The following is an 18,808-nucleotide window of genomic DNA, read 5'->3' on the forward strand; positions in this document are numbered from 1 at the left end:
TTAAAATTAATAATTATATGTATAAGATTCAAGCAAACCAGTCTGGCACACGCTCTATCGAAGTGAGCGACCAGCATTTAGAGACTATTGACAAGTATCAGTTGCTCCGCAACCTCGTAGATAGCAACGGCATCATCGACGAGGAAGTGCTCGACAAGTTAAAGTTCAATGTACGCGCCCTCCTGGAGAGCAGCGACATCAAGGACAAGGAATTGCTCGACCTCTGCCTCGACGTGATCTACAACCAGAACATGAAGGCTTTGGGACTCCACAACCTCGTATTGCTCTACGTGGACTGGAAGGAGAAGAAGGATGCACAGGAATCTGCTGATGCAGAGCCAGATGCAGTAAATGATTAAAGTATTTTGAATGGAATATAAGTTAACAGATTTCCTGCCAACAACCAAGAAGGAGTGCGAACTCAGGGGATGGGACGAACTGGATGTAATCCTCTTCTCGGGCGACGCCTACGTAGACCACCCATCCTTCGGACCTGCCATCCTGGGACGAATCCTGGAGGCGAACGGCTACCGCGTGGCCATCGTTCCCCAGCCCGACTGGCATGGCGACTTCCGTGACTTCAAGAAGCTGGGTCGCCCTCGCCTCTTCTTCGGCGTATCGCCGGGAGCCATGGACTCGATGGTAAACCGCTACACGGCCAACCGCCGTATGCGCAGCGAGGACGCCTTCAGTCCCGACTCCCGCCACGACATGCGCCCCGACTATCCGTCTATCGTCTATACCCAGATACTGAAGAAACTCTATCCCGACGTACCTGTGGCACTGGGCGGTATCGAGGCGTCGTTGCGCCGCATCAGCCACTACGACTACTGGAAGGATGAACTGCGCAAGTGCATCCTCTGCGATTCGGGTGCCGACCTCATCCTCTACGGCATGGGCGAACGCTCTATCGTGGAACTTGCCAACGCCTTCGCCGAAGGCAAGACCATGGACCAGATTCACGAGATGCCGCAGGTGGCTTTCTACTGCAAGGAGAAGGACATTCCGGGCGGATTCAAAGACGATGACATCATCCTGCACAGTCATGAGGAGTGCCTTCACAACAAGAAGGGACAGGCTGAGAACGTGCGCCACCTGGAGGAGGAAGCCAACAAGATGCATGCCCAGCGCATGATTCAGGAGACCGACGGCAAGTATGTGGTGGTGAATCCACCATTCCCGCTGATGACAACAGAGGAACTGGATGCCGCTTTCGACCTGCCTTATACTCGTCTGCCTCATCCTAAGTACAAGGGCAAGACCATTCCGGCTTACGAGATGATCAAGTTCTCCGTGAACCTTCATCGCGGCTGCTTTGGCGGTTGCTCGTTCTGTACCATTTCGGCACACCAGGGCAAGTTCGTGGTTTGCCGAAGCAAGGAGAGCATCTTGAAAGAGGTGAAGAAAATCATAGAAATGCCTGATTTCAAGGGATATCTGAGCGATCTGGGCGGTCCTTCGGCAAACATGTATGGCATGCATGGCAAGAACCAGAAGGCGTGCGAGGTGTGCAAGCGCCCATCGTGCGTGAACCCGCAGATTTGTCCGAACCTCAATACCGACCATAGCAAGCTGCTGGAGATTTACCATGCCGTGGATGCCCTGCCGGGAATCAAGAAGAGCTTCATAGGCAGTGGTGTTCGCTACGACCTGCTGCTGCACAAGAGCAAGGACGAGAAGGTGAACCAGGCGGCAAGGGAATACACCCGCGAGCTGATTACCAAGCACGTGAGCGGCCGACTGAAGGTAGCGCCGGAGCATACCAGTCCTGAGGTCTTGAAGTTCATGCGCAAGCCATCGTTCGATCTGTTCTACGAGTTCAAGCGCATCTTTGACAAGATCAATAAGGAAGAGGGTCTCAACCAGCAGATCATTCCATACTTCATCAGTTCGCATCCGGGCTGTCATGAAGAGGATATGGCGGAGCTGGCGGTAATCACCAAGGGCTTGGACTTCCATCTGGAGCAGGTGCAGGACTTCACTCCTACCCCAATGACGATTTCCACCGAGACTTGGTACACGGGATACGACCCATACACCCTGGAGCCTGTGTTCAGTGCCAAGACGCAGAAGGAGAAGCTGGCCCAGCGCATGTTCTTCTTCTGGTACAAGCCAGAGGAGCGCCGTGCCATAGAAAGCGAGCTTCGCCGCATAGGCAGAGCGGATTTGATAGATAAGCTATACGACAAGAAGAGCTTTGGCGGAGGCTTTAAGGGTAAGAATACCAGTTACGACGACAAGGCTATCGGTTCTACCTACGATAATCCGGGCGTGGGCAGAGGTGCCAAGGGCAAGCGTGGAGCCGGCAGAAATGCAGCAGATTCAAAAGCCGGAAAAGGCCGTGGCAGAAATGCCTCAGACCGCTTTGCGCCAAAGGGATATGGAAACGTGGGTTGCTATGATGAGGAGAAATACCTGAACAATGGAAAATCTCTAAAATCAGGTAAGCCTTCGAATGCCAACATCCGTGATGCCGTGGCAGCAGCCAGAGCCGAACTGAGAAATCAGAAAGACCAGGGTGCCGGCTTCTTCAAGGACAAGAAGAAAAAGAGTTTCAACCCTAATTTCGACAACGACAACCACAACCGCAAGAACCGCTACAACAGCGGCGACAGGAACGAGCGTGGCAGTGGTCGTGGTAACCAGGGAAGAAATGAAGGAAGAGGCAGGAGAAGATAAGATTACATAGAAAAGTTTTCGCTTTTTTATTACCACTATTACCACGCATTATCTAATCATTTGATTATTAAAAAGATAAGCGTGGTAATAAGTGGTTTTTTATTGCCACGCTATTACCACAAACACCACGTTATTGCCACGTTTATTACCACGTTACCACCAAAAACAATAAGAAATAGCATGTTTTCAACCATTAGGAAAAGTCATTTCAACCATCAGGCAAGTTCACCCGAGGCTTTGCCCAACTTTGCCCAAGACTTTGGGCACTTGTGCCCGGAACTGTCGGTTAATAGTGCTCATGTTCTCGGGCATCCGTGCTCATGTACGAGGGCACAAATCCTCATGTACGTGGGCACAAGTTCAGTATGATCTTTACTATATATGTTGACTGTAGTTTAACGATTTTAGTTGACCACTATTAGTTTTATTTATAAGACGAGTTGACTCGGTTAAAACTTATTTATAATTCACGTTGACTTTCCTGAAACTTAGTCATATTTTTAGTTGACCACCTTAATAGATTATGCTGACACCTTTTATTACCATCAACTAGAAAAGTAGACACTATCAACTTCAGCAATCACATACATTCAAATCAGAAAACATAGAAAAAGCATCATCCTTTGCGAATTTCTTCTATAAGAATTTGCCTATTCCCCACTTTTTTTGTAAATTTGCACGAAAAAGCATAAAATATACAGGAATATGACAGCATTCTCATCAGGACAAAGAATCTGTGTCAGAGGCGAAGAGTTCCGAATCACTCGTGTTGAAAGAAACTACGATGGCAAGGAAATTCTATATGCCGATGGTCTCAGCGAACTTGTCGCAAACAAACACTATATCTTCGACACCAAAATCGAAGAAGAAAACAACAACAAAATCATGATTGTCTCTGCCACCAACACCCAGTTAGTAGCAGATGACAGTCCGCAATGCCGTGCCACCCGATTGCTGATAGAATCAACCATCCGTGGCAACGACTATTATTCCAAGAAGATTTGCGTTGCTCAAAAAGGTGCCTTCAATGTAGCCGACTATCAGATGGAACCTACATTGAAAGCACTTGAACTGCCACGCCCTCGCCTACTCATTGCAGATGGCGTAGGTCTGGGAAAGACCATAGAGGTGGGAATCTTCCTCAGCGAAATGATACGCCGAGGAAGAGGCCGCCGTATCCTTGTATGTGCTTTGAAAAGTATTCTTGCCCAATTCCAGGAAGAACTGTGGAATCGTTTTGCTATCCCACTGATGCGTCTCGACAGTACCGGCGTGGATCATATCCGCATGAACATTCCGATGAACAAGAATCCTTTCGACTACTATGACAAGACCATTATCTCTATCGATACGTTGAAGAATAACGGTAAGTTCCGTGCCTGGCTGGAAAAGACCCGCTGGGACATCATCGTCATTGACGAATGCCATACGGTAGCCAATGAAGGAAGTCTTCGTGGCCAATTGGCTCAATTCCTTGCCAACCATTGCGACAGTCTGATTCTCACGTCAGCCACACCTCATAATGGTTCGGCAGAATCATTTGCCAATCTGATGCGTATGCTTGAACCTACTTCCATCCCTCGTGATGGAGAATATACCAAGGAAGATGTAGAGAAGTATTACGTGCGCCGTTTCAAAAACGATATAGAAGACGAGAACATCCGACAGAACTTCCAGGAACGAAAGGTGATTTCTGTTGATGTGGAACTGGCTCCTCAGGAAGAGGCGCTGCTTGCCCTGCAACAGAAGATTAAATTCCGCTCCCTAAAGGATGAGACCGATGAGGAGCATCGGGAGCTCCTCTTTGCCTTCTCCCTGTTCAAGACCTTCCTTTCCAGTCCTGCGGCTGCTTTGAAGGCAGTCAACAACCGACTGGCAAAGGACCACAACAATACCGAGGAACTGGAGAATCTGAAAGGAATCCTGGAAGAGATGAACCAGCTGCAGATTGACTCCCGCTATGAAGCCTTCAGAAACAAGTTGAAGGAACTCAAGTGGAAAGGTACCAAGAAAGATGAGCGTATCGTGGTGTTCACCGAACGCATCGAGACCATGAACTATCTGGCTGCCCGCCTGAAAGAAGACTTCAAGATGAAAGATGACCAGATTGTACTCTTCAACGGCAGTCTGTCGGATACCGAACAGGAAGAACTGGTGGCAGACTTCGGTAAGGAAGACAGCAAGATACGTGTGTTCCTGTCTTCTGACTCCGGTTCACAAGGTGTCAATCTGCATTATTACTGCCACTTGATGTTCAACTACGATATTCCTTGGAGTCTGATTACCCTGGAACAGCGAAACGGACGCATCGACCGCTATGGTCAGAAAGAGACTCCATACATCTATTATCTGATAGCCAAGAGTACGAGCGACAGTGTTCGCAGCGACATGGCTATTCTCAAGAAACTGGTAGATAAGGAAGAGGAAGTACACAAGACCCTGGGCGATGCCCTCAGCGTCATGAACCTGTATAGCGCAGAGAAGGAAGCTGTAGCCGTAACCAAGGCCATCAAAACCCACGACACCCATTTTCTGGATACCAACCAGGAAGGCGAAGAGCAAAAGACCCGCCGTCGCCGGGGCGGTTTCTTCTCTCTCGGCAAGAACACGACACCAGCCAAAGAGCACAAAGTGCTGTACGAGCCTCAACTTAGCCTCTATCACGACGATATGCAGTTCTACCGTGACCTCTTTGCCGAACTGGAAAGCAAGGGGCGCAACGAACATGGAGAGATACAGGTGGTAGATGCTGAAATTCCATACGTGGAGGCAATGGAAAGCAAAGACCTGAAAGAGGTGCTCTATGATATTCCTCGTGAAGCATTGCCTACCGATCGTGTCTTCCGTCTCTGCAACAACCGGAAGGTAGTCATGGATGCCATTGCAGATTCCCGAAAGGAAAACAATAACAACTGGGCAAAGTTCCAGCCTCTCTATGATCTGCACCCTATCATCCAGTATCAGCTCACCAAGTTGGCTGCATCCGTTCCTAAGGAACAGGCATTCGTGGTCAAGCATAAGATGTTTCCTCAGGATACAGCCCTCTTCCTGATGTATGGAAGTGTAGCCAATGGTTTGGGACAGACACTCGTGAGCAAGTTCTTCGTGGTACCGATGAATATCCAGAAGGGTACCCTCTGTGAGGCTCCTTACTCCCTGGATGATATGCTGAAAAAGTATCCCGATATGATGAATACCATCTATCAGGAGTCTGTGAGCGAGGAAGAACTGGCTCTACTCCAGGACTTGCTCTCTGATGCCCTCGAAAATGGTGAGACTCAATATATGTATAGCCGACAGAACGAGGAGAGCCACAAGATGAGCCAGCAACTCGAGATATACAGACAGAAACTTGCCCACTGGGCAAACCAGGCCAAGCAGCAGCTCAGTATCCAGTTTGGTGAGGATGTCGTCCAGTTCCGCCAGAAGGCATACAGCAAGGCAGAAGAAGAAATCGAAACCATCGTCAGCAAGCAAAGCCAGTTTAACAACGACTTGTTTACGCTCGACAACAACGAACCTTACATCAAGGTTTTAGCCGTATTCTTTAACAGATAAACTAAAACGTTATGGCAGAAAACGTAAAATATAAATTCATCCAGAATGTGGGAGACTATTTCCCTTCAGGATATTTCTCAGAGGACTTTATCGATAAAGTCCAGAAAGCATCAGGCTTGAACTCCGACCAGATGACGGAGCTGTGCAAGCCATACGTAAAACTTCGTGGCGAGTACGAGAAGTACAAGAACTACATCCTTAACACCCATCCGCGTGTCAAGGATGCCATCAAGCATACCCACGACTTCCACACCCTGCTGCTCAATATCCTGGGCTACGATACAACCTGCGCCTACCAGCAGTTCATCACCATCAACGAGGACGACCATTCCGTGGTTCCCGTGCGCCACATCCTTACCCGCAACGGCAAGACCACGATGCTCGTAATGGAGATGCAGCATCTCATCAAGACCGATGAGCAGGAACCAGCCGGATTGTTCGAACAGCAGTATAATGTGGTAGAAGATGGACAGACTTCCTCTGTTATCATCCGCCACCAGCAGTACTATGCCGGTCAATGGAGCGAACTCTTCACATTGCCTAAAGACGAAGAGGCTCATATCTCTCCTGCCGTCATCAACAAGGCGATAGATGCTATCTTCCTTTTGCCGGAAGAGCACCGCCCTCATTTCATCCTGATGATGGCAGGCAACACGATGTTCCTGCTCGACTCCGACAAGTGGAACCGTGGAAGCTACCTGGAGTTCTCCATGGATGAACTCTTCTCGCAGGCAAGCATCTCTGCATTCCGCAAATACTACGCCCTCTTCCATCTGCTTATCTGCAAGGATACGCTGGCAGCAGACAGCGAATCGGTATTGATGGATAAGCTCGTAGAAGAAAGCTACAAGAGTGCCTACGAGGTTACCAAGGACCTGAAGGAAGGTGTGATTCTCTCTGTAGAGACCCTTGCCAACGAAGCCTTGTGGTATTGGAAGAAAGAATTAACCAATCCTGATACCACATTGAAGACCAATCCGTTAAGCAGCATTGATTATACCGATGATACATTCGAGGCAGAAGTAAAGGACGACTGCCTTAACATCATCTACCGTCTGCTCTTCATCTTCTATGCCGAGAGCCGTGATGAACTGGATATCCTGCCTACCAAGGACGAGGTTTATAAGGACGGTTACTCGCTGGAGATGCTCCGTGACCTGGAGAAAGCACCGATGAGAACGGAAGAAAGCCGCAACGGTTACTTCTTCAACGACAGCCTCAACGACCTCTTCTGGCTCCTTGCCAACGGCTACCGCCAGGGGCAGCAGGATAACAAGAGCTTCTCGGTAAGAAAGATTGATTCTCCTCTTTTCGACAACAGACGGTTGCATCACCTCAAGGATGTGAAAATTCGCAATATTGAATGGCAGAAGATTATCCGTGCCCTCTCTCTGAGCAACCGCGACAAGCAGGTGGGCAGAATCAGCTACGCCAACCTCGGCGTCAACCAGTTGGGTAGCGTATATGAGAGTCTTCTCGCCTACCGCGGTTTCTATGCCGAACAGGATTATATCGAAGTACACAAGGTGGGCAAACCTGAGGAAGGAACCTTCCTGGTACCTTACAGCCGAATGGATGATTTCGAGGCTGACGAGATTCTATGCGAAGAACAGGGTGAACCTAAGATTCTGCCACAGGGCACCTTTGTCTATCGTCTGAATGGTCGTGACCGCCAGAAGTCTGCCAGCTACTATACGCCTGAGGTTCTGACCCGAAGCACCGTGAAATATACCTTGAAGAGTATTCTCGACGAGGTGGCTGAGGGCAAGCGCAAGGCGCAGGATCTCCTCGATTTGAAAATCCTTGAACCTGCCATGGGTGCTGCCGCCTTCCAGAACGAGGTAATCAACCAGCTGGCTGAGGCTTATCTCACCTATCAGCAACAGCAACGCCACAAAGCTGGTTTCAAGGAGTGGCGCATCGCCCCAGACCACTATCGTGATGAGCTTCAGAAGGTGAAGGCATATATTGCCACACACAATGTTTATGGAGTCGATTTAAACCCAACTGCCATTGAGCTGGGTAAGCTATCGCTGTGGCTGAACGTAATCCACAAGGACATGGAGACTCCGTTCTTCTCCAACCGTCTGGCTTTAGGCAATGCCGTGATTGGCGCCTGGCTGAAAGTCTATGACAAGAAGGATATTATAGGTCATTCTGTTACCGTTAAGGGCAAATACAAATTGCTTCCTAACGAATGGTGGACCAAAGCACCTCATAAGATTCACTTCAATAAGGTGAACTTCGAGAATGGAAAGGTAAAGAGTGCCGTAAAGCGTTCGGTGAATGAGATTTACCACTTTCTGTTGCCTGACAAGAACATGCTTGCCGTGCGCAGCATCAAGGATGTATTCATCCCTGCTGATGCTACGGAAGAAGAGCGATTGAAACTGAAAGAGACCCGCAAGGCGCAGATCAAGGGCATGAAGGAGATGCTGGACGACTGGACAGCCCCTATCAGCAGTGAGGAGTTCCAGATTCTGCAACGCATCTCTGCCAAGATTGATAAGCGATTGCTGGAGTACTTCACCTTCCAATGGGACATTGAGCGACTGACCAACAACAAGACCGACCTTTGGGGAATCTATGGTCAGACTACGCTGGAGTTTGGATCTCTTGCCGAAAACTATGCTGAGAAAGAGCGACTGAATGATACCCGCTACCGCCATAACAACGCATACTTCATTCTGAAGAATGTGATGGACTATTGGTGTGCCCTTTGGTTCTGGGAGTTTGATGATGCCCATGAACTCCCTACCCGCCGTGAGTTCTGGAGTGACATAGAGGCGATTCTCCAGGTAAAGGACGAGGATTTGAATGCCCGTACCAAACGTGCCCTGCAGACTTATGTGGAGAAGGACGGCCAGCTCGGTTTCTTTGGAGAGAACCATCAGAACGACCTCTTTGCACAAGCCCAGTATGAGAACATGGCACACGAAGACCCTCATCATGATGAGGATACAGACTTGGAAGACAACGATGAGGTAAGCGAACTGAAGACACAGTCGAAGGAAGAGATCTTAGGCGACACCCAAGGTACCGTCCGCACCTTCTTTGATGATAGTATGCGCTTCAAGACGGTAAAGAAGTATGCCGACCGCTACCACTTCTTCCATCCGATGCTGGAGTTTATCGAAGTATTCTGGCTGAGAGATGGATTCGATATTATCTGTGGTAATCCACCATGGATCAAGTTGGAGTTTAACGAGGCTAACATCATTTCAGATAAATACCCTGAGGTCGCTATCCGAAAGGTATCAGCTCCTGACGTGCGCCAGCGCATCAACGACTTCTTGGGTAATCCTGCCATGAGAGACCTTTATACTTCAGAACAATATGAGAACGTGGGAAGTACTGCGTTCTTAAACGCTTATTGTAACTATCCGTTACTGGTTGGTCAGCAGACTAACTTGTATAAGTGCGTGCTCGAAAATACAATGGATTTGGCTTCTGAAGAAAGAGGTTTCATTGGTTTGCTTACTCCAGAAAGTATCTATGATGATCCTAAGGGACAGCCACTTAGACGTGAGCTATACAAGCGTTTGCGCTACCATTTCCAGTATCAAAATGAACTACTTTTATTTGCAGAAGTTGGTGATAGACGACTTTACGGAGAACAAATTCTAGGCCCATCAAAATATCAACCAAACTTTTTAAGCATACATAATCTCTTTACGCCTCTAACTATTGACGAAAGTTTTTGTCATCAAGGAATTGGATTCGCAGAAGGAATAAAAGATAAAAATGGAGCTTGGAATATCAAAGGGCATAAAGATAGAATTGTTAGAATTACACAAAAAGAATTAACATTACTAGCAAATACATTTGAAGATGGAGAAAATCCGGATTCTGCAAAACTAGTAAACATTCATACAAATGAGATCCTAAACATTATGCAAAAAATCTCATTGTTCCCTACTCATATCGGTGATTATGATAATGTCACAACCATGTGTTTTGATGAAACCAATGCACCAAAAGCGGGTATTATCAGAAGGGACACAAAAAGTCCAGTCATAGATAATTATGAAATGATTTATTCTGGTCCTCATATATATATTTCTAACCCTCTTTACAAAAGTCCAAGATCAAAATGCATTAACAAAGCTGACTATGACATTATTGACTTAGAGAAATCTAAACGGGGATTTATACAAAGAACAAATTATGTACCAAATATACCATTAAGTGACTATAAGGTACTAATAAGAGGATTCTGCATAAATGATACATTACATAAATATGATAATTATTTAGATTATTATAAAGTCGGAATTAGAGCTATGATCAATCAAGCTGGCGAGCGCTCGTTGATATGCGCTGTCTTTCCCAAAAAGACAGCGCATATCAACGGCATCATATCCACGGCGTTTCGCCGTGGATATGATGCCGTGGATATGACAGCGTTATGTTCTTCCCTAGTACTAGATTTTTATATAAAATCTGTAGCTGCCCAGAATTTACGTTATAGTAGATTAGCCTCTTTCCCTATCGGCGTAGCCGAAAAGTACCAGTCTGCCATGTACTCTCGCACTCTCCTCCTCAACTGCCTCACGGTCCACTACGCCGACCTCTGGCAGAGTTGCTGGCGTCCAGAGTACGCTCATGAAGAATGGTCACACTCCGACCCACGCCTTAAGCCATTCACAGGCTTAACCGAGGAATGGACCTGGGATACACCTTTGCGTAATTACTTCGAGCGCCGCCAGGCTTTGGTGGAAATCGATGTATTGGCAGCGATGGCATTAGGCTTGTCTTTAAAAGACCTGGAGCTTATCTATACCATCCAGTTCCCTGTACTCCAACAGAACGAGAACGATACCTGGTATGATGCCAAGGGCAATATCGTCTTCACTTGCTCATCTGGTCTGAAAGGTGTAGGCTGCGAGCGCAAGGAATGGGAATCCATCCGTGGCAACCTCAGCGAAGACAGCATGACCTACGAAGGCACGGAAGCCACCTACATCCACACCATCGACCCCAAGAAGAGCGAAATGTATGGTGGCGAGCAAGTAACCTACTATGCCCCTTACACGAAGTGTGACCGCATAGCCGACTATCGCCGTGCCTGGGCATTCTTTGAGAACAGACTTTAATTTTGCACGCGCGCGTGCAAAATCTACCAAACGAACTCGCAAGAATATGAAGACTATACATAACAGCATAAGCGAACTTGAAAAAGTTCTGCAAGAATATAAGCAGTTGGGCATACAAGACCAGATAGACCATAAAAAGTTTTATCTGTACTCCATCATCACCCACTCCACAGCCATCGAAGGTTCCACCGTAACCGAGATAGAGAATCAACTCCTCTTTGACGAAGGCATCACTGCAAAAGGAAAGCCGATGGTGGAACAACTCATGAACCTGGACTTGAAACAGGCTTATGAGCAAAGCATGATTTGGGCAAGCGAACACCATTCGTTCTCTATCCAGATGCTAAAGAATCTCTCAGCCATCTTAATGCGTAATACGGGCAGTCATTATAGTACGCTGATGGGTGACTTCGATTCCTCAAAAGGAGACTTACGCTTGGTGGGGGTTACAGCAGGTATTGGAGGACGTTCATACATGGACTACAGAAAGGTGCCAATGAAACTGGAAGAGTTTTGCAAACAGATGAATGAGCGCCGAGAAGCCCTGATCAAAAATCCCAATCCTATCGATGCTTATCTGCTCAGTTTTGATGCACACGATATTCTCGTTACCATCCACCCATGGGTAGATGGCAACGGCAGAATGTCTCGTCTCATTATGAACCATATACAATATGAGTTTGATCTTATCCCTACCAAGGTAGTCAAAGAAGACAAAGCCGAATACATACAAGCCTTGAATGATTCAAGGGAAGAAGAAAGCATGGTTCCTTTCCAGCTATTCATGATCAAGGAGCATATCAAGAATCTGAGAAACGAAATAGCAGAGCATAAAAAATCACAAAGCGAAGATTTCGCTTACCTGGAGACCAAGGTGGACCAGAAAGGTGGACCAGAAAGGTGGACCAGAAAAAGGAAAGGTGGACCAGAAAAAGGAAAGGTGGACCAGAAAAGTGGACCAGAAACTAGGATTTCCATCTTACAGCTCATACAAGAGAATGAAAGCATCACTTCAAGAGAGATGTCTAACAGATTGGGAATCAATCGAAGTGCCATATCTAAACATCTCAAAAAGATGCAAGAAGAAAACATCATTCGTCGTGAAGGCTCACAAAAGTCAGGCCGATGGGTTATCATTAAATAAAACAAGCAGCTTATGTTACCTTTGCAACAAGCATACGAGGTACGTTCCGCCGTACTCGAATATATCAAAGCCACTTTCCACTTCAAGGACAATGAAGTGGGAAAGGCTTTCTACCAGTTTATTGAGGATTCCAGAAACGGACTCTTCAAGGGACCTTATGTATCCCTGAAAACTCCCTTTGTAAAGGCAAAGGAAGATGAGCAGATTCCCTTGGATATCCGTCCACCGTTCACTCCTCACCTGCACCAGATACAGGCTTTCCGCCGTCTGACCACCCACGATGGGCATCAGCCGGAACCAACCCTGCTCACCACAGGAACCGGTTCGGGAAAGACCGAATGTTTCCTCTTCCCGGTACTCGACTACGTATATCAGATGAACCGGGAGAAGGTTTGCCCGGGCGTGAAAGTCATCATCCTCTACCCTATGAATGCTCTGGCTAGCGACCAGGCAAAGCGTCTTGCCGAAGCCATTTGGGGAACGGAGGAAGAACACCCGTTGAGAGGCAAGGTAACAGCCGGACTCTTTATCGGTGAAGGCACGAACCCCAAGGAGCACCCTACCCAAATGGGGAAAGACCATATCATAGAAAACCGAGACAGCATCGTACATGGAGAAGTTCCCGACATTCTGCTTACCAACTTCAAGATGCTCGACTATGCCCTGATGCAGCAGAAATATACTTCCTTGTGGCGAGGCAACCTAGGAGCCAGAGAACCGATGCTCAAGTTCCTGGTATTGGATGAGTTGCACACCTACGATGGCGCACAGGGCACGGATGTAGCCAACCTCATCCGACGCCTGAAGCTGAAACTGAATCTGCCGGAGCACAGACTTACCCCAGTAGGAACGAGTGCTACCATCGGCAACAAGAAAGACTCCAAGCAACTGCTGTGCGAATATGCCAGCAGCGTATTCGGCGAAGAGTTTACAGCCGAAAGCATCATAGAAGAGCACCGTATCAGCGTGGAAGATTTCTTTGCAGACATCACGGAAGATGGACTGCCGGAGAAGTATGACCTGAAGCGATGCACCCTGAAAGAAACCAAGACCGTGGAAGCCTACCTGCGCACCATCCGACAGATCTGGTTGCCAGGCTGCAAAGCCGACCGGGCAGAAATAGGCGCAAGACTCAGAAAACTGCAGATATTCAAAGACCTGCTGAGCGTTACTACCCAAGGCATTATCACCATGGAACAGCTGGGCAAACAGTTGGGAAGAAAGAATGTCGGTTTTCAGCGAATGCTCCTCAACTACCCAGCCTATGCAAATATAGCACTGGAGAATATGCTTGCCCTGATATCAGAGGCTAAGATGCCAGGCGGAAAGTTTCCGCTGCTCTATCTCCAGGTGCAGCTGTGGCAGAGAGAGTTGAGTGGCATTCAGCGATTTGTACAGAATGAGCCGGAATTCACATGGAGAGACAGCATCCCTATGGATGACCGCATCTCCCTGCCAATCTACTTCTGCAGAGATTGCGGAAGCAGCGGTTGGATTACCACCAAGAAGGCAACCGAGCGGAAGTTTGCTACAGATGCATCAGCCATCAATACAGCATTCATGGATGGGGACAAGGATGTGATACTCATGAATACAGAAAACAGGAAGAATGAGCCTATCGAGGATTACATCAACCAAAACGGAGTAAACCAAACTCTCTATATCCATCCAGACGACCTGACCATCGGTGCGAAGACCGACCCTGAAGTGCTCAGAGTAAGAGTACTGAGCCGCAGGATATTTGCCCAGAATGGCAAGTCGCTGTTCCTGGACAAGAAGTGCCCGCTCTGCATGAGCGATTCACTCACCATCGTGGGCGGCAGAACCACCACACTATCGTCGGTGGGCGTGAGCCAAATCATGGCAAGCGACATGGACAGCGAGGATGCGAGCAAGCGAAAGATGCTGAGTTTCAGCAACTCGGTACAAGATTCAGCCTATCTGGCTGGTTACTATGAAATCAGAACCTACCGCTTCCTCTTCCGCCAAAGTATCCAGCAATATCTCAAGACGATAGACAAGCCCGTCAGTCTGGAAGAGTTGCAGGAGGGTTTTAAGAAATACTGGAAAGCAAGACTGGAGGGCGACGAGTACTACTATCGCTTCATACCAGACGACCAGATAGAGAAAATAGACTTGAAAAAGAACTATCGCAACCCTGCTACAGGCGAACTGACCGATAAGTTCAAGAAAGAGTTTGACCTGAGAGTGGATTGGGAAATCTGCTCTGAGTTTGGTATGATGTCAACCCGAGGTCGTACTTTGGAAAAGATGGGTTCCAGTGCCACCCTGTTCAGGGAGAACGACCTGCGCCTGGTATTCCACAAAATGGAAACATGGCTGAAAGAAAACCATCTTGACTTTATATGCCAGGAAGAACCAGCCTTCCTTCACTTTGCCAATGGCATATTGCATCGTCTGCGCCAGCGTGGTGGCATAGACCATGAATTCCTGCGTCTGTACCGCACGCAGCAGTTGAAACCCGTGATGCTCAACTGGCCTCGCCAGAGCAACATCCACTTTCTGTATCGTGGATTTCGCTCAACCCGTGTGCCACACATGATAGGCTATCAGCCAGTGAAGACCAAAGATGAAGTACTGGATGTGACGACTGTAAGAAACAATCGCCGCAACTGGTTCTACAACTATTTCATCAAGTGCCTGATACCACAGGATATGATGTTCCAGCCCAACGTAGAACAGATCAACGACTTCTATGTGATGCTGCTCAACACCATGACCGACTGTATGATTCTGGATAAGAAGGAGGCTCATGGCATGGTGAACTATGCCATCCGCCCGGATGCCATCTATGTGGAGGCAGGAGTCAGAAACCTGAAGTGTGACGAATGCGAATCACACCTGTTTGTTGGCAAAAGTGATACTTTGAGCGAAGGCACCCATTGCCTTGACTTCAAGTGCGATAAGGGAATTTACGAAGAAGGAGAATCGATGTCAGATAACTACTATCGCCAGGTATATGACAGAGAATCTTCTCCTCGTATCTATGCACACGAACATACGGGACTTCTGGACAGAGAGGTAAGAGAAAGGATTGAGCATGAGTTCAAAGACCATACCGACGAAAACGGCAAGCCACTGCAGCATGCCATCAATGTACTGACCGCCACCTCTACCCTGGAGATGGGTATTGACATCGGTGACCTGAACGTAGTAGCCAATACAGGCATTCCACCCAAGCCAGGCAACTTCCTGCAGCGCATCGGACGTGCGGGTCGTAAGGAAGGTTCGGCTCTGGTGCTCAACTATGCCAAGGCGGGCAAGCACGACATGTTCTACTTTGCCTCCCCATTGGAGATGATGGAGGGTGAAGTGAGCACACCGGGATGTTTCCTGGAGGCTAGAGACATCTTGCGCCGCCACTTCCTAGCCTATTGCATTGATTCATGGGTTAGCGCAGACAGCAACAACGAGATTCCGAACGTGCTCAGGGAACTGCATCTCAACCATACTCTGCTGACTGATCCGAACTTCTTCATCAACCGAATATTCGAATACATCAAGGGAAATCTCGCCCAGTTGGAAGAGAGATTCAGAAAGCAGTATCCCCAGAATACGCAACCCGTATTGGATGAACTCTTTGCTACGCTCGACTCCACCAAGTTCTATGAGCACGTAATCGTAGAGTTTGAAAACCTGATAGAGCGCATCAACCAGATACGTACAGAAAAGACCCATATTGGAAAGATGCTCAAGGAGATTCCTATGAACGATACGATGCGCCGGACAGAACTGCTAGATCAGAACAGAAGCCTGAGAGCCCAGGAAGAGATGATCAACAAGGAGATTGTTGTGGAGTTTATGACCAATGCCGGTCTGCTGCCAAACTACGCCTTCCCGGAAACAGGCGTCAAGTTGACCGCTACTATCTTCTCCAAGAAGGCATTGGGCGATGAGGCAGAAAATACGCCAGAGCCAACAACTCTGGAACTGGTAAGACCAGCCTCGCAAGGAATCAGGGAGCTTGCTCCCGACAACAAGTTCTATACACAGAAACTGAAGTTGCCAATCAACGGTTTGTCGCTGAAAGACAGAGCCGATTCAGTAAAGATGCTGAGATACTGCAGCGACTGCGATGCACTTGCCACGGAAGACATGCCAGAATACAACCTGAATACCTGTCCTAAATGTGGCAGCGATTCCTGGCACGCCAACAAGCATAAGTTTCTGAAGTTTACGGCTGCACTATCCAGTTGTTACCGCGACAAGGCTGCCATCAACGACAGCAAGGAAGAGCGTGAGGAGGAGTTCTACAAGACCATGAAGCATTTCCGTTTCGACCATAATGGAGCCATCCATTCGTATGGTCTGAAAAAGGTGGGCTTCGGTATAGAGTTCTGCAAGGACGTAACCCTGACAGAGGTGAACTATGGCAGCAGAAAGCAGCTTGCCGACCAGGTAACCATCAACAAGCAGCAGCACATATCGGGACTGGGCTTCGTTACCTGCCGGTATTGCGGCAAATCGACTCCTGTGCTCTATGGCACAATGGACGCCAAGGAGATGCATCATCCTTACTGCAACCATAAGGAAATAGGTTATCCTGCCGATGCTGCCCATGCAGATACATTCGACAGTCTGTATCTTTACCGAAGCATGCATACGGAGGCTATCAAGGTATTGCTCCCTGTACAGCTCTTTGAAACAGAGGCTTCATCACAACTGTTCAAGGCTGGCATCGAACTGGGTATGCGCCATTACTACAAGAGTAATCCGGAGCACCTGCGCATAGATACCTATCAGGAATACAACAAGGCTACGCAGAACTTCGACAACTATCTGGTTATCTACGATACGATACCTGGTGGTACGGGCTATCTGTCGAAGCTATATAATAAGGTGGAGTTCTCAAAACTCATAGAAATCAGCTATGAGCATATCCGCAACTGTGAATGTCAGCGAGAAGGCAAGGACGGCTGCTATCATTGTATCCTGAGCTATGGGAACCAATGGCAACGCCAGAACCTGAGCCGTGCAAGAGCTGAAGAACTGTTCAAGAAGATTGTTGACCAATTGGATCATTGGGAAGACATCAACGGTTCTGTGGGCAATATCACGAGCAGCGGTGTCATTGAGGATAGCGAGTTGGAGATTCTCTTCGTCAAGACAATGGAGAATGTCTGCAAGAAAAAGCACTGGAATTGGAAGAAAGAGGTGGATGCCGTGGACGAGACATATAACTATCAGCTTATCATCAAGGATGATGAACGGGAGATTAAATATATTGTCCTTCCACAATATAAACTGGGTCCATCGCTGGGCGTAGAGAAAACCACCGTTCCGGATTTCCAGTTTATCTGTGCCTATGCTCAGGTAAAAGGTCAGGAAGTGGATGCACAGAGCATCCCGCAATGGTCTGTATTCATGGACGGCTATGATTATCATGCCAGCAAGCAGAACCTTCGTTTCTACAGTGATGTTCAGAAACGAGAAGCCATCAGTCACTCTTCAGGACTTCCAAAACTCTCATGGACATTGACCTGGGAAGACATTAAGCCTTACATCTCACCCGATGAGAATATGGATGAAGCTACAGATGAACTGTTCGTCAGTTCTCCTAACCGCGAATTGTTGGCAGATTTTCAAAATGACCTCTGGAGAATGAAGGACTCCGTAAAGCGTTTCGTCTTCATGCTGTCCCACCCTGATCTGTGCTGTCTGAGAGAAGAAGCATTCTCATATCTTGCATCATGCTGGACAGATGAGAATCAGTACTTAGCATCGTATAGCCATATAGACCAGGCTGTGGAAGAAAACGCAAGGACACAATACGCAGACTTCTCAGATAAAGAAGCTGATGAGTGCCATTTCTTCGTGAAGACCACATTCATTCCACGAAACACGCTGCTGGCAGGTTCTGCCTGGTATCCATACGATTGCGAAGAAGACTACCTCAACAGCGTGAGATATAAATGGGACATCAAGGAAGGACTTTCAGAAATCAACAAAGCCGACTGGACAGACTTCTGGCACCGATTCAATATCCTGCAATTCTTCAGCAACAAGGCACAGGAAGAGCCAACGGAACAGATAAACCTGGATGAAGTACTGCTCTACTTCCCTGGACTGGAGAATATCGTAACGGAACTTGTGAACAATAAGATTCCATTCGATACCGATGGCGGTTTCTCTGTTATGGATGAAAACGGGCAGGTAGCTATGGAGGCTGCCATCAAGATAGAAGGCAAGGACATCGTGATAGATGATTTCTCAGACCGTCCCGAAGCTTACGACTACTTCGTGGCGCATGGCTATCAGGTATATACGCCTGAGACCTTCAACATTGTAGAACTTAAAAAGAATTGATAGA

At 47.8% G+C, this 18,808-nt stretch carries 6 protein-coding genes; all 6 read left to right on the top strand.

What is annotated here, in order from left to right; translation table 11 throughout:
* Positions 1 to 17 precede the first annotated feature (17 nt).
* The 6 genes from V8Z93_RS10365 to V8Z93_RS10390 all read left to right on the top strand — a co-directional run bounded on the left by V8Z93_RS10365 (position 18) and on the right by V8Z93_RS10390 (position 18,804).
* Positions 18 to 359, top strand: coding sequence for a hypothetical protein (locus V8Z93_RS10365; RefSeq protein ID WP_218412270.1), 342 nt, complete (start codon positions 18 to 20; stop codon positions 357 to 359).
* A gap of 10 nt (positions 360 to 369) precedes the next feature.
* On the top strand, positions 370 to 2,679 hold the full coding sequence (locus V8Z93_RS10370) for a YgiQ family radical SAM protein (RefSeq protein WP_439431455.1): 2,310 nt from the start codon (positions 370 to 372) through the stop codon (positions 2,677 to 2,679).
* A 705-nt stretch (positions 2,680 to 3,384) separates the two neighbouring features.
* A complete protein-coding gene (locus V8Z93_RS10375; RefSeq protein WP_439431456.1) occupies positions 3,385 to 6,237 on the top strand; it encodes a helicase-related protein in 2,853 nt (950 codons plus the stop codon).
* Positions 6,238 to 6,248: 11 nt separating this feature from the next.
* The gene (locus V8Z93_RS10380) at positions 6,249 to 11,333 is read left to right on the top strand and encodes a type II restriction endonuclease subunit M (protein WP_439431457.1); all 5,085 of its coding nucleotides are present in this window, start codon (positions 6,249 to 6,251) and stop codon (positions 11,331 to 11,333) included.
* Positions 11,334 to 11,379: 46 nt separating this feature from the next.
* Entirely contained in the window at positions 11,380 to 12,477 is a 1,098-nt protein-coding gene (locus V8Z93_RS10385; protein ID WP_439431458.1) for a Fic family protein, read from the top strand.
* A 12-nt stretch (positions 12,478 to 12,489) separates the two neighbouring features.
* The gene (locus V8Z93_RS10390) at positions 12,490 to 18,804 is read left to right on the top strand and encodes a DEAD/DEAH box helicase (RefSeq protein WP_439431459.1); all 6,315 of its coding nucleotides are present in this window, start codon (positions 12,490 to 12,492) and stop codon (positions 18,802 to 18,804) included.
* The last annotated feature ends 4 nt before the right edge of the window (positions 18,805 to 18,808 follow it).

This window comes from Segatella copri (genome assembly GCF_051861805.1).
In the GTDB taxonomy this organism is placed as follows: domain Bacteria; phylum Bacteroidota; class Bacteroidia; order Bacteroidales; family Bacteroidaceae; genus Prevotella; species Prevotella copri_M.